This window comes from Paenarthrobacter sp. TE3676 (assembly GCF_056279165.1).
This window is the reverse complement of record NZ_JBWBQU010000011.1, coordinates 41,176-54,304: the sequence shown is the minus strand read 5'-3', so window position 1 is coordinate 54,304 and position 13,129 is coordinate 41,176. Positions and strand designations below refer to the sequence as shown.

At 60.3% G+C, this 13,129-nt stretch carries 13 protein-coding genes; 10 read left to right on the top strand and 3 right to left on the bottom strand.

Features of this window, described 5'->3' with window-relative positions:
- Positions 1–43: 43 nt before the first annotated feature.
- Positions 44–1,267 (bottom strand): MFS transporter, encoded by a 1,224-nt coding sequence (locus tag ACZ881_RS21390; RefSeq protein WP_476117891.1) that lies wholly within the window; start codon positions 1,265–1,267, stop codon positions 44–46.
- On the bottom strand, positions 1,268–2,155 hold the full coding sequence (locus tag ACZ881_RS21385) for a dihydrodipicolinate synthase family protein (protein WP_476117890.1): 888 nt from the start codon (positions 2,153–2,155) through the stop codon (positions 1,268–1,270).
- A gap of 115 nt (positions 2,156–2,270) precedes the next feature.
- On the opposite strand from ACZ881_RS21385, the gene pdxR reads away from it, so the two are divergent.
- The 3 genes from pdxR to ACZ881_RS21370 all read left to right on the top strand — a co-directional run bounded on the left by pdxR (position 2,271) and on the right by ACZ881_RS21370 (position 4,475).
- Positions 2,271–3,695: a MocR-like pyridoxine biosynthesis transcription factor PdxR gene (gene pdxR, locus ACZ881_RS21380; RefSeq protein ID WP_476117889.1), complete on the top strand. Its 1,425-nt coding sequence runs from the start codon at positions 2,271–2,273 to the stop codon at positions 3,693–3,695.
- A gap of 115 nt (positions 3,696–3,810) precedes the next feature.
- Complete coding sequence (locus tag ACZ881_RS21375) at positions 3,811–4,125, top strand: DMT family transporter (RefSeq protein WP_476117888.1); 315 nt, start codon at positions 3,811–3,813, stop codon at positions 4,123–4,125.
- Positions 4,125–4,475 (top strand): DMT family transporter, encoded by a 351-nt coding sequence (locus tag ACZ881_RS21370; protein ID WP_178996101.1) that lies wholly within the window; start codon positions 4,125–4,127, stop codon positions 4,473–4,475. The genes ACZ881_RS21375 and ACZ881_RS21370 overlap by 1 nt, the downstream gene beginning before the upstream one ends.
- A 239-nt stretch (positions 4,476–4,714) precedes the next feature.
- Here the strand turns inward: ACZ881_RS21370 and ppnP are convergent, their stop codons facing one another.
- Entirely contained in the window at positions 4,715–5,026 is a 312-nt protein-coding gene (gene ppnP, locus ACZ881_RS21365) for a pyrimidine/purine nucleoside phosphorylase (RefSeq protein WP_091465575.1), read from the bottom strand.
- A 168-nt stretch (positions 5,027–5,194) separates the two neighbouring features.
- On the opposite strand from ppnP, the gene ACZ881_RS21360 reads away from it, so the two are divergent.
- The 7 genes from ACZ881_RS21360 (at position 5,195) to fabG (ending at position 13,129) form a co-directional block, all read left to right on the top strand.
- Positions 5,195–6,757 (top strand): helix-turn-helix domain-containing protein, encoded by a 1,563-nt coding sequence (locus tag ACZ881_RS21360; RefSeq protein WP_476117887.1) that lies wholly within the window; start codon positions 5,195–5,197, stop codon positions 6,755–6,757.
- Between the two features lie 117 nt (positions 6,758–6,874).
- The gene (locus tag ACZ881_RS21355; protein WP_476117886.1) at positions 6,875–8,242 is read left to right on the top strand and encodes an MFS transporter; all 1,368 of its coding nucleotides are present in this window, start codon (positions 6,875–6,877) and stop codon (positions 8,240–8,242) included.
- A 210-nt stretch (positions 8,243–8,452) separates the two neighbouring features.
- A complete protein-coding gene (locus ACZ881_RS21350) occupies positions 8,453–8,611 on the top strand; it encodes a hypothetical protein (protein WP_166660224.1) in 159 nt (52 codons plus the stop codon).
- A gap of 1,081 nt (positions 8,612–9,692) precedes the next feature.
- Positions 9,693–10,613, top strand: a complete 921-nt coding sequence (locus ACZ881_RS21345) for an ABC transporter ATP-binding protein (RefSeq protein ID WP_476117885.1) — start codon at positions 9,693–9,695, stop codon at positions 10,611–10,613.
- Complete coding sequence (locus ACZ881_RS21340; RefSeq protein WP_178996093.1) at positions 10,610–11,488, top strand: ABC transporter permease; 879 nt, start codon at positions 10,610–10,612, stop codon at positions 11,486–11,488. Before ACZ881_RS21345 ends, ACZ881_RS21340 begins: the two co-directional genes overlap by 4 nt.
- Positions 11,485–12,402, top strand: coding sequence for an ACP S-malonyltransferase (locus tag ACZ881_RS21335; protein ID WP_476117884.1), 918 nt, complete (start codon positions 11,485–11,487; stop codon positions 12,400–12,402). Before ACZ881_RS21340 ends, ACZ881_RS21335 begins: the two co-directional genes overlap by 4 nt.
- Positions 12,383–13,129 carry a 3-oxoacyl-ACP reductase FabG gene (gene fabG, locus ACZ881_RS21330; protein WP_476117883.1) on the top strand — a complete coding sequence of 249 codons (747 nt, stop codon included), beginning with the start codon at positions 12,383–12,385 and terminating at the stop codon, positions 13,127–13,129. Before ACZ881_RS21335 ends, fabG begins: the two co-directional genes overlap by 20 nt.

Here is a 13,129-nt window from a genome sequence, read left to right as displayed (position 1 = left end):
CCAATCTGTCCGGTCCGGCACACGAACTCGTCGCCAGGAGGGATCAGCTTCGGGACCGATCGAGATGGCGGTCAACCAAGGAGACCACCACAGCCGAGACGACGAGCCCGGCTGCCAGGTATAAGGGAAGCCGGGTTGCAGGCGCGACGAGTGCCCCCGCAAGCGCTGTCCCGGCCGAACCGGCAGTGATTTTCAGGGCGCCGATCCAGACGAATACCTGACCTCGCGCCGCTGCCGGCGCGTATTCGCTACGGGCCGCCAAGGTGGAGGCGAAGAAGTAGGAGTTCAGCACGCCGGCGCAAGCAAAGGCTCCAACCGCCGTCGGGAATATCCCCGCTATGGCCGCACCGCCCAAGGCAATCCCTACCGCAGCGGCCAGCCAGGTCATTAATGGGTCTGCGTCTGTTTGCAGGGGCCGGATCATGACGCCCGCTGATCCCAGGAGTCCGCCCAGTCCATAGGCTGCTGTCAAAATGCCGGCTGCTGCCGGCGCTACCCCCAGTTCGCCTGTGGATGCCACAGCGGTGATCGGTAGTGCGGCCACTGACAGGGCCACGACAACGGTCATGCAGAGGGTTCGTCGCAGCGGGCCGTTGGAGATCATCATCAGCAGTGTCCGGCCAGGCCGGGGAACTTCGGCGGCAACCGAAGCCGGAGGCGTGTAGGGCAATAGCCTGATGACAGCAGCGGCCACAAACGTTGATCCTGCAAGGATCAGTGCGGCAGTGGCGGGGTTGGCCCAGGCCGAGACGGCCGCCACCAAGGACGGTCCGATCGTCCCGCTGATGCCGTACGTGGCCACGTCCCAGCCCTGAGCGCGCCTTTGGCTGGTGCGCTCAGGGCCGGCGATTGCTGCCAATCTGCTGCTGATGCCGCCCGTGAGCAGAGGACCGACCAGGCCGGAGGCGATGAGCAGGAGACCGGGAACAATGGGCGGGCTTACGGGGAAAAGAAGAACCGCAGCCGCGAGGGTTGCGCCATGGACAACACATGCCCACGCAATTACTGTCCTACCATCCCTGGCTGTATCCAGGCTGCGCGCTATGAGGGGCCCGAAGAGATGCGGCGCCGTGATGCAGGCACCCAAAATTCCGGCCAACCAGCCGGGTGCTCCGCTCGTGCTTGCGAGCAGGACTATCGCAACAACTGCGCCGCCATCGGCACTACGTGCCAGGGTGGCAGCCAGGACATACCGTGCAAGGCCACCCGGAAAGCCCGGCTGGTTCGTCTTACGGTTCTGGTTCTTTCTTGCCAGGCTAAGTGACACCTAAGCCTCCAAACCACATTGCCGAATGGCCTCGGCCACTCTTTCCCGCCCCTCGGAGTCCAAGCCGTGGAGGGGCAGCGGCAAAGCCGAGGACGGCACGACGCCTAGGTCCTCAGCCAGGGCTGCGGTGACGCGAAGGCTTCCATAGGTACGGAACAGGGACCAGATCGGTTCCAGATCCGAGGAGGCGGCCAATGCCAGATCGTTTCGACCCGCGACAGCATGATCAACAAGGGTCCTTGCCTGTTGAGGCAACACACCGGCAATCACCGAGTACCAGACGTTGCATCCAGCCAGCAGTGCCTCGGCGGCCGCCCAGTCTCCACTGATGCCCAGTGATGTCTCCTCCGGCAAACCGGCCTTGAGCTTGGCAACCCTGGCGGCTACTTCACCGGAGGCGGGCGGCGGAATCTTTATGGAAGCAATTCCCGGAATCCTGGCAATCCTGGCGTGCAGGTCATCGCTGAAGGTGAAGCCGGTGGTGCCTGGGTTGTCATAGACAACAATTGGGAGATCGGACTCTGCCGCGACGGTATCGAAGAGCCCGAAAACCTCGGCCTCCGATAGCTTTTGGTAGGACACCGGTGCCAGCAGCAGGGCTGAAGCACCGGCGTTTTGGGCATCAGCGGCAAATACCTGGACGTCCCGCGTACGAACAGCTCCTATTCCGGCGAGAACAGGCACCCCGTTTGCTGCTTCCACAGCAATTTCGAGGACAGCCCTCCGTTCCTCGCGTGAGAGATAGGCGTAGTTTCCGGTCGAACCGAGAACACCCAGCGAATCTGCTCCGGCCTTCGCAACGCGGTTCACCACCCGGCCAAGTGCCTTCAGGTCGACACTTTCACCGGCCATGGGGGTGAGGGGGAATGCACTGAGGCCGTTGAACACTGGTTCCTACTTTCGTCATGCTGCAGAATCGCAGCGCTTCGTGGTGACGTGGTCCATGCTTCCAAAGGCCTTGGTCCTACACTAGGTCCAAGAACGTATAAGCCTGGAGGTCCAAGTGAGCGAAGCGGAAATACCGATTGAACTGGACAGGAACAGCCCGATGTCGCTCGCGGCACAAGTGGCCAGCAAGCTGCGCACCGCAATCCTCAATGGCATTCTCCAGCCAGCGCACACGCTGCCTGCGACCCGAAGACTCGCAACAGAACTGGGCATATCACGGGGTGTGGTGGTGCGCGCATTCGAACAACTGGCAGGCGAAGGGTTCCTCGAGAGCAACGGCTCGGGCGGGACCAAGGTGGCCGTCCGTCCCGATATGCAACCCCGCCCTTCCAACGGGAAACAACCCAGCAGGCCCCCTCTCCCGGCTGACGTGATAGACCTGACGCCTGGCCGCCCATCCGGATCACCGTTTCAGGACAGGCAATGGCGCAGCGCCTGGAAGTCGGCCATAGGGGAACAGGGGAACATCCAACTCCCACCAGCCCTGGGGACCATGGCACTCCGGGAAGCAGTGGCTGATCACCTTGCCGTATCACGAGGGCTCGCCGTCGATGCAGAAGACGTCATCATCACCGGTGGCACCAGTGACGCGCTGCATCTCGTCGTCGCCATGCTCCGCAACCGCTCGCCACAGCCGCGCATCCTGGTAGAGGACCCTGGCTACCCCACAGCACGCCGGGTCATGACGGCGGCCGGCGCACAGCTGGCGACAGTGCCGGTGGATCAAAACGGCCTGGACAGCTCACAGCTGGCCTTGCTGGAGGAAATACCGGATGCAGTCCTGGTGACCCCGAGCCACCAATACCCCTTGGGCGGCAGGATGGCCGTCCAGGAAAGACTGGGGCTGCTTAAATGGGCAGACCAACATGGTGTTCTTGTGCTGGAGGATGACTATGACAGCGAATTCCGCCACAGCAGAATGCCCCTTCCGGCCATGGCATCCCTCCCAAGCGCGGCCGACGTCGTCCTGCTGGGTACGTTCTCCAAGAACCTCAGCCCGTGGCTGCGATGCGGATACTTAGTGGTTCGGGGCAACGCCGGCGAAATGCTGAAAGCCATGAGGGAGGCCTTGGACACGCCCGTGGCCGGGGTGCTGCAATCAGCTATCGCACACTACATTAAGGGCGGCGGGCTTTCCCGGCATATCACGCGTGCCAGGCGCGAATATGCGCATCGACGATCCCTCCTCATGGACCGCCTGAACCCGCGGGATGACTTGGAACTCACCGCACTCGACGGCGGGCTGCATGCGGTGATTCGCTTCAAAAGCCCCGACGCTACAAGCGTGGCCACAAAGGCCTTGGAGTTAGGAGTGCGGGTGGTCCCCTTGGCTGGATACTACGCCGATCGCCCAGCCGAAAACGGTTTGGTCGTTGGCTATGGGGCCGTCTCCGACCTGCAACTTGCCAAGGCCCTGGCTGTTCTCTCGGGCCTGATAGGAGGCGGCGCCCAGGGCTTGAGGCCAGACCCCTCCGATTAGCAACCATAAGTGCATTTCATTGCCCTAATAGTGCATAATAAGAGTTATCCGCAGCGTTCACTAATCCCTCCGCACCTAAGTGCAGATCAGGGTTTCTCTTCAGCGAGGAAAGCTCATGGCGTGGCTCGTACTCATCATTTCCGGCGTGCTCGAAGCCGTCTGGGCAACAGCACTGGGAGCCTCAGACGGTTTCAAGCGCAAGCTTCCAACATTTATCTTCATCGCCTCCATGGCCGTCAGCATGGCCGGCCTGGCCTACGCGATGAAAGAACTGCCCACCGGCACGTCCTATGCCGTATGGGTGGGCATCGGCGCGGTACTCACCGCGGTGCTTGCCGTCCTACGCAAGCAGGAGAAACTTTCCCTTTCACGCGCCGCACTGCTGACCGCCCTGATTGGGTGCGTCGTCGGGTTGAAGGTGGTCAGCTAATGCACTGGATAGTGCTTCTTGCCAGCGCCGTCCTCGAAGCCGTATGGGCCACGGCCCTCGGGCAAAGCGAGGGATTCACCAACACCATTGCAACAAGCGTGTTCGCTGTAGGTCTGGTGCTCAGCATGCTCGGTTTGGGATTTGCAGCCAAACGGATTCCAATGAGCACCGCCTACGCTGTATGGACCGGCACCGGAGCCGCGCTGACTGTTACCTGGGCAATGGTCGAAGGCAACGAGACACCCACTCCACTCCGAATAATCTTCCTTGTGGGCATCATCGCCTGTGTCATCGGCCTGAAACTCATACCCGCAAAAACCATCAAGTCAGCCGACACATTCATTCCGTGACGATCTGAAACGCCCAACCCGTGGCACACGCCCCCGACGCGGGCCTTCCATCTCAAGAATTACGACGGCGATCCCGCCTCAGCGCCGCGCTTCCGGACGCTTGAAAACCATCCCGTACATGGCGCTGCTGAGTCTGGGCCTGATCCGCGTCTCACCCGAATCAGGCCCAGCTACTCACGGTCCCTTCGGCCGGTCCACTTCTGAAACCTCACAACGAGTGGTGTCTCATTCTTTGAGGACTACATGTCCAGGTGGCCGAGGAACTCTCCGGTATATGGGCAAAGGTAGGCGACTGTGTCATTCACACGGACCGTGAAGTCGGTACCCCCAGGGACCTCGAACCGTTCGCCTTCCTTGTAGGTGGTCCACTCCCCCTGACCGGCAGGCTGCTGGACATCCCAGGTACCGCGCACGAGATGCATCCACTCCTTGACGGGGGCTTCGAACTTCCACTCGCCAGGCTCCATCACTCCGACGGTGAAGTTGCCCTGCTCGTTCTTGAATTCGAGGCTGCGTACCTGTCCCTCGAAGTATTCGTTCTGGCCGATCATGACATGCTCCCATTCGCAGTTGCGGTCTTCGGCTCGCTGATTGCGGCCTGCTGAGAATCACACTATTGAAGCCATGCTTCCCGTACCATCGCCGGAGCGTACTCTTTGCTAGTTAAGTAGTGGCCGCTGTGTACAGAAATACGGCCCGATCGTTGTTAACATAGGGCCATGGCACTTGAATCTAAGTCCTTCACGGTGGCCAGGCTTGCCTCCATTCCAAACATCGGGCTGACCATGGCGCACGGAGGCAGCGGAGTTGAACGAGCCGCCGGTATCCCGATCTCCGTCGAGCGGAAGGGGCGGTTCCCTGAGCTCCACGGCGGTGAGATAGTGCTTACCAGCGGGCTGCACATCGGTGAGGATTGGACAGCCTGGAAGAGTTTCCTGCTGGCGGCTACGGGCGCCGGCGCCTCCGGGCTCATCATTGGCCTCGGCACAGAGGCAGCCTTCGAAAGCCTCCCGGAACAGGTGCAGACCCTGGCAAGCGAACATGACCTGCCACTGCTGACCGGCGACATTGCCGACTTCGGGCGGATTGCGCACACTATCACCGTTCTCCACTCGGAGGGACAACGGGAATCGTTCAGGCGACCGCTCGACCTTCAGATGGAGATCACCGCGATCGTGGCCCGCGGCGGTTCGTTCGGAGACCTGCTCGCTGGCTGGCAGCAACGGACCGAGGAGCCGGTAGCCGCGTATGATCGCCTCGGGCAGGTCATGGCCAGAAGCTCGTCCTTCCCAGCGAACCTGCTCGCTCCGCTGGGCAAACGCCTCGCCGGTCAAGAAGCTCCACGACTCGGAGAACAACTTCGCCTGAACGCAACCGAGCTGGCTGCCGATCCCGATGGCACGTCTACAAGCCCCGAAGGAACGGTCGAAATCTCCCCCTTCGCGGGCAACGACACCGTACGCGGGTTCTGTGTCCGCATTACTACAGGCCATGAGACGGCCGAACTCGCTGCACCGGCGCTGCGTTCCCTCCTTGCCCTCGAATTTGAACGTGTGTGGTTCCTGGACGAGTCAGCGCGCCGCAAACGCGCTGAACGGTTTGCCCGTCTCCTGACGCTTACGGAGCCGGGCAGTGCTCGGACATTCCTCCGCAGTATCGGCATCGATTCGGGTCCGCTGTGGGGCGTAAGCATCGAAGCGCGCAATGAGACACATGCTGAAGTTCTCATCGACGACCTCGCCGTGGTGCTCGCCGCCCCCTTCGTCCGGCATCGCCACCGGATCGTGGAGTGCCTGGCAACTGTCGATCCCCGGCAGGCATTGGCTGACTACGGCCTTGGCGTCCCCACGGGCATCGGCACGCGGGGGGCTCCCGAGCACTCAGCCCGCAGCATCAGGCAGGCTACCCTGGCATTGGAGACCAGCCGTCGGGCCGGCACTCCCATCGAATACGTCGACGGGGCCTCGCACGAGTTCCTGATCAACGCCGCCCCATCGGACTACCTGGAATCTTTCTCCAGCGCCGTCCTTGCCCCCATCGAGAAGTCGCGAGGAGGCGAAGCCCTCCTGAACACACTGCACACGTGGCTTCTTGAGCGCCGATCCGTCGAGGCGACGGCGGAACGGATGGGGGTCCACCGACACACTGTGCGGAACCGGATGCAACGGATCGTCCAGATCACCGGTCACGATCTTGACGGCATCGATGCACAAACCGAGCTGTGGCTCGCGCTGAAAGTCCGAGGCTTCCGCGACACTAGGGACTCACCCGTCGGGCCATAACCAACAGTCGAGGTTCGCCGCGATGGCCATATTCTGTCGTGACCTTCGGTGCCATGATGGTCGTCACATCCTGCGGACCCACCGCGAAGATCCGGTACTCAAATGAGGAACGACATCATGCCCACCACCGTAGCCACCACAGATTCAGTCCCCCGATCCATACTCCGCCGAGTCGTGATTGCCAGCGGGCTTGGCACCTTACTGGAGTACTTCGACTACGCCAGCTACAGCTACCTCGCGACCACCATCGCCGTGGTCTTCTTTCCCCCGGAGGACCGGGCAGTTGCGCTCATGAGCACCTTTGCGGTGTTTGCACTTTCGTTCCTTGTTCGCCCACTCGGGGCCTTCGTTTGGGGCAGCCTTGGCGACAAAATCGGACGCAAGAGCATCCTCGCTACGACAATCATCCTCATGTCCGGGGCAACGTTCCTCATTGGCTTCATTCCAAGCTATGCCACCATCGGCGTCGCCGCACCGATCCTTCTTCTCCTGCTCCGAGTGACGCAGAGCTTCTCCGCCTCAGGCGAATACGCCGGCGCTGGCACTTTCGTTGCCGAGTACGCCCCTGCAGCCAAACGGGGCCTGCTCACCAGCGTGGTACCCATCGCCGCTGCCGCAGGGTTCCTGGTAGCTTCCCTCATGGCCACGGTCCTCTACGCCAGCACCTCACCGGAATTCATGCAGGAGTGGGGCTGGAGGATCCCGTTCCTGATCGCCGGCCCCCTCGGTATCGTTGGCCTCTGGCTGCGCATGCGACTGGAAGACACCCCGCAATTCCGCAGGGCGCTGGAACTCGAGAAGAAACAGCTCAAGACAGCGGCCGACCAACTTCCGGTCACAAACCGCTGGTCAGAAACCCGCAAGAGCCTTCCGTCGATGTTCAAAGCACTGCTCGTTATGTCACTCAATGCCGGCGCCTACTACCTGCTGCTCAGTTACACGCCATCATTCCTGATAGAAGAAGCCGGGATGAGCGAAGCCACAGCGACGCTGGTGGTCACGATCGGCCTCGTCGCGCACATCATTTTCACCCCCCTGGCGGCCCGCCTCTCCGACCGGATCGGCCGCAAACGGACCTTGATGATCTCGAGCATCGCCTTCATCGTGTTGAGCTACCCGATCATGACGCTGCTCTCCTTCGGAGGAGTGGTCCTCGCCTCCGCGGTCCTCATCGTGTCACTGATGTTCTTCGCCATGAACGATGCCGTCTTCCCTTCCTTCTTCACCGAGCTGTTCGGCACCCGCTCCCGCTACCTCGGGTTCGCACTGCCCTTCAACGTCGGAGCCATGCTCTTCGGCGGCGTCGCACCACTCATCGGCACCTGGCTGATCGCCACCACCGGCAACCCCAGTTCACCGGCATTCTTCCTGATGGGTATCGGACTCCTCTCACTGGTTGGACTCCTCATGAGCGCAGAAACCGCACGCAAACCACTCGCCGACGAGCAAGCTGAAGTAAGCAAGGCGCCGGTCGCCACGGTGTAGCGCCCCGACACCAAACGACTCGGCTTCAGAACCAAGCTCAGGGCCGGACAGCATTTCCGGTAATTGCTGTCCGGCCCTCAGTGCAGATGCGAGCAGTAGTTACTCGCCCAGGCGAGCCTCCGCATCTAACGAGGCACGACTTCCTTGGTACAGCGGAATCGCTGGTCGTCTGCATAGCATTGGGCTCAACGACTATTGGGGGGGGTAGCAGTGAATTTAAGTCCGGCTTTTGGAATCATCGGGATCCTATACGCCGTTTTCGTGATCGCCGTGGCCGTCCTGGCCGTGTACGCCCTGGTCTTGTCCATCATTTTCTTGCGGCTGAGGATCGCAGAGTTGAAGAGGGCTGCAGGGGCCGAGGACCGCTGACTCCCCTGCGAAACTGCGAGAACGCAGCGGCGCCTGGTCAGGTCCTGGTAGCGGTCGACCAAGTCGCACAGCACGGCAGAGATTAGGGAGCGGGATACGCTGCCTCACCGAGACTGCTCGCGCTTCCGAATTCGGGACCTTAGTCGTCCGGGGTTGGAGACTAGGGCCGATGAACTGACCCGGACCGATTTCAACCGTCGGCTGAAAGGCGCACGCAATGCACCCGCTGTTCATTTAGTGGTCACTTTCAAGTAGGCCATAAGTACCGAGTTGTAATGATCGGTGCCGAAAAACCTGGGATTGGAGTTCGTGTGATGGTGATTCCGGCCCGAAGCAATGCGGATCTGCAGCAGAACTCTGCCTTATCGGCCTGCCGCTCGGGTCGAGCGAACCGTTTATGACGTCTCGCTGAACCCGGTATTGCCCTTCGACACATTCGGGCATCACAGCCAGCCGTCGCTGATCCGCGAGTGTCCGGTTCAGATAATTTCTCCGCTCACGAGCAAGGAATATTCCGGATTATTCAAGACAATGGAAAGTCAGCAGTAAATTTGAATTACTTGTCATGAGATTGACAGAAACATCCCCCCGCGATGCCAAAACGGCAGCATCACAAAGACAAGCCGACTGTCGGAAATTATGAAATTTCGTCCACCGTCTCGTTGACCGAAGTCCCTTCGCCATAACATCAGTAGGCGTACCGGCCAATCGAAGGACTAGAGGCACCGTGGATGCCGATGCCCTACACTACACCGGCCGCCGCGGCCAAGGAACTGCACAAACGTGTTGAAAACTTGAGAATTTATGTGACTGAAATGAGTACCACGCAGAATTTCACCACGACTGACACAGGGCTAATTGCGCATCTCACACCTCGAAGCAATTGAAGTCTCGACCATCACATCATTCCGGCCCCGCAGCATACTTGCATCGACAGCAGTGAGGATCGGGACACACTTTCCACCGGGAGCCGGTTTTGCGGCACTCATATCCATCGGGTACGTTGTGGTTACTTTGTCGAATGGGGGCGACATTTGTTGCCCCACAGAACTGTTTTCAAGGCACACAGTGGGGGCTATGCGTGACCAGTAACGTCATTAAAATCAGTAACCTAAGCAAGAGATACGGCTCTTTGCAGGCCGTCCAGGATTTGTCCCTGGAAGTGGAGCGCGCATCCATCTTTGCCTTTCTGGGAACCAACGGTGCCGGCAAGTCCACCACCATCGGCTGCATCACCACCACTCTCGGATTCGACAGCGGAACCATTCAGGTCGCCGGGCATATCGTGGGCAAGGAAGACGATGAGATTCGACGCAAGATTGGCGTCGTTTTCCAACAGTCGCTGCTGGACCCGACACTGTCGGTCAGGCAGAACCTCGACATACGAGCAGGTTTTTATGGGCTCACCAGGTCCGAGCGGACCCAGCGCATCAGTGAACTCGCCCAGCTCATAGGTCTCGAGTCTTTCCTCGAGAAGCCCTTCTACGGGAAGCTCTCCGGTGGCCAGAAGCGCCGGGCGGACATCGCGCGGGCTCTTATCCATCGACCCGAGATTCTTTTCCTTGACGAGCCGACCGCCGGCTTGGACCCGCAGAGCCGGGAACAAGTCTGGCAAACCATTCACAAACTTCGCGACGACGACGGCCTGACCGTTTTCCTCACGACCCACTACATGGAAGAGACCGAGGTGGCGGACCAGGTCTCCATCATCGACTCGGGAAAATTGGTCGCCCAGGGAACGCCTGCGCAATTGCGTGAACAGCACAGCAACAGCATCCTCACCGTCACCACAGACGATCATGAATTCCTCGCGGAATACTGCAGGACCGCCGACCTGAGCTGGACACTCGACAATGATGTTTATCGCGTTGAGGTAGATGACTCGAAGCAGGCCCGGCACCTGCTCATTGTGGGCGCAGAACGCGTCCACGACTTCGAGTTCCGGCACGGACGCATGGACGATGTCTTCCTTGCACTGACATCCAAGAGGAGCGAACCGTGAACAGCATCATGATTCTCAGCGGCCGTAACCTGATGATCTTTTTCCGCGACAGAGCCGGGGTATTTTTCTCCCTGCTCTCGGCGCTGATTCTCATCGCCCTTTACGCCCTGTTCCTCGGCAACCTGCAAGTGGATAACCTGCAGACAAGATTCCCTGACGCAAGCAGCTCGGAAATCAGCGCTTTCGTCAACGCCTGGGTTTTTGCAGGCATCACGATGATCACCACCCTGACCACCGGACTTGCCGCCCTCAACGTATTTGTTGACGATGCGTCGACCGGGCGTTTCCGTGACTTCCTCGTCTCCCCTATAAGGCGGACGAACATGATTCTCGGATACTTGATCGCGAGCTTCGTCATCTCCGTCATCATGACAGCGGTGGTTATCCTGGTGGGCCAGCTCTACATCCTCTTCCGCGGTGAACCCTTGATGACCTGGGCCCAGCTTGGACAATGCGCCGCCGTCGTCCTGGTTTCATCTGCGGCGTTTGCCGCGCTGTCCAGCTTCGTGGTCACTTTCATCAAGTCCAGCACCGCCTTCTCCGCTCTGAGCACCATCGTTGGAACCATCATCGGGTTCCTTGCCGGCGCTTACATCCCGGCCGGCACCCTGCCCTCCGGTGTGGTCAATGTCCTGAACGCACTTCCTTTCGCACAATCAGCCATGTTGATCCGCCAGCCTTACACGTCGCAGGCACTTGAAGCGCTGACAAATAACCAAGACCAGGCCGTTGACGCAGTCCAGACGTTCTACGGCATCACAGCTTCAGTCGGCGATCTCGCGGTGACGAACACACTGGCGATCTCCGTGCTCCTTGGAATGGTTGTGGTCTTCATCGCACTGGGCTCCTGGCGAATCGGTCGGCGCATACGATGACCGGCAACGAGGACCTGTGGGGAGGCCTCGAGTCCACCGTCGCTATGTTCCCGGGCCAAGGCAGCCAGCGTCCGGGAATGGGCAAGGCCCTGACAAAGAATTTCCAGGTGGCCGACGACGTCTTTGATGAATGTTCCGATGCGCTCGGCATTGATGTCCGTGAACTTGCCTGGGATTCAGCCCCGGAGCAACTGGGGAAAACCGAAAACACGCAAGTGGCGCTCGTCGCGGCCAGCATCGCCGCTTGGAGGGTGTGGACCCAGGTGGGCAGCAACCTGGCCCACGCAGTAGCCGGACACAGCATCGGGGCGCTGTCAGCGGCCATTGCAGGCGGATACATACCGTTGGCAGATGGCATCAAACTTGCCAGGCGCCGAGGTCATTTGATGGCCTCGGCCCCTGGACGAGGGTCGATGTTGGCCGTGGCTGTCCGAGGAGAGGAACAACGAGATGGACTCATCGCCTCGGCAGCAACGTTCGGTCTCGACGTAGCCGCAGTCAACGGCGAACGCCAGATCGTTCTCTCCGGGCCCATCAACGACATTGAGGACGCGCGGAAACACTTCGGCGCTAAATCAACCCAGCTCAACGTCAGCCACGGATTCCATTCCCGGCTGATGGACCCTGTGATGGGCGAATGGCAGGAGTTACTGCGCCACGCGCCGTTCCGCGACGGGGACGTACCACTGCTGGGCTGCACCTCACCCCGGCGCCTGGAAACCGCGATGGAGGTCTCCAACGAGCTCTATTTCGGCATCCGACAACCGGTGCGATGGGACCAGGTCCTTCAAAGCGCGGACAGTTTCGGGACCTGGGTTTACTTGGGAACAGCAAAATCACTTTCCCGTCTCAGACGGAATCAAACTCAAACAGTTCAGATCGTGGAGGACACGTATGTTGGACGTCGTACCTAGCCTTATCACCTTGGTTGTGGGCGCATCCCGGGGCATCGGCAAAGCCTGCGCACTGGAACTTGCCAGGAACGGTCATGACATTGTGATCTTCTACCGGCAGGACGACGAGGGCGCTGCTGGAACAGTTGAAGCGATACGGGAACTGGGACGCAGGGCCTTGGCGGTCCGCGTCGACGTTTCCGTTGAAGCCGACGTCCGCGCAGCCTTCCGTACGGTTCTCAAAGACTTCGGACGAATCGGCTCCGTTGTTTACAGTTCCGGAATCACCGCTGACGGGCTCCTGGCAACAATGTCCCTGAATAACTGGGAGCGCGTCATCAGCACCAACCTGACCGGCGCGTTCCTGGTCTGTCGCGAAAGTGTCAAGGCTTTACGTAAAACAGGCGGCTCGATCGTGCTCATCAGCTCCACCTCGGGTATCAGCGGCCAGCCCGGCCAAGCGAACTACAGCGCGACCAAGGGCGGAATCAACGCCCTGACCCAATCCATGGCCAAGGAAATGGCGTCCTTCGGCATCAGGGTAAACGCTGTGGCACCCGGATTTACGAACACCGACATGCTCAAACAGATGGATGCCAGAGCACGTCGCGAATATACCCAGCACATCCCGCTGCAACGAATCGGTGAACCCCACGAGATAGCTGCAGCTGTGGCATTCCTCGTAGGACACCAAAGCTCATACATCACCGGTCAGGTCCTCGCCGTCGACGGCGGCCTGACCTCCTGA

Bases quoted from the DNA above. Each gene is read 5' to 3' on its own strand.
- ACZ881_RS21375 (WP_476117888.1), top strand. From the start codon at position 3,811: ATGGCGTGGCTCGTACTCATCATTTCCGGCGTGCTCGAAGCCGTCTGG.
- ACZ881_RS21370 (WP_178996101.1), top strand. From the start codon at position 4,125: ATGCACTGGATAGTGCTTCTTGCCAGCGCCGTCCTCGAAGCCGTATGG.
- ppnP (WP_091465575.1), bottom strand. From the start codon at position 5,026: ATGATCGGCCAGAACGAATACTTCGAGGGACAGGTACGCAGCCTCGAA.
- ACZ881_RS21360 (WP_476117887.1), top strand. From the start codon at position 5,195: ATGGCACTTGAATCTAAGTCCTTCACGGTGGCCAGGCTTGCCTCCATT.
- ACZ881_RS21355 (WP_476117886.1), top strand. From the start codon at position 6,875: ATGCCCACCACCGTAGCCACCACAGATTCAGTCCCCCGATCCATACTC.
- ACZ881_RS21335 (WP_476117884.1), top strand. From the start codon at position 11,485: ATGACCGGCAACGAGGACCTGTGGGGAGGCCTCGAGTCCACCGTCGCT.
- fabG (WP_476117883.1), top strand. From the start codon at position 12,383: ATGTTGGACGTCGTACCTAGCCTTATCACCTTGGTTGTGGGCGCATCC.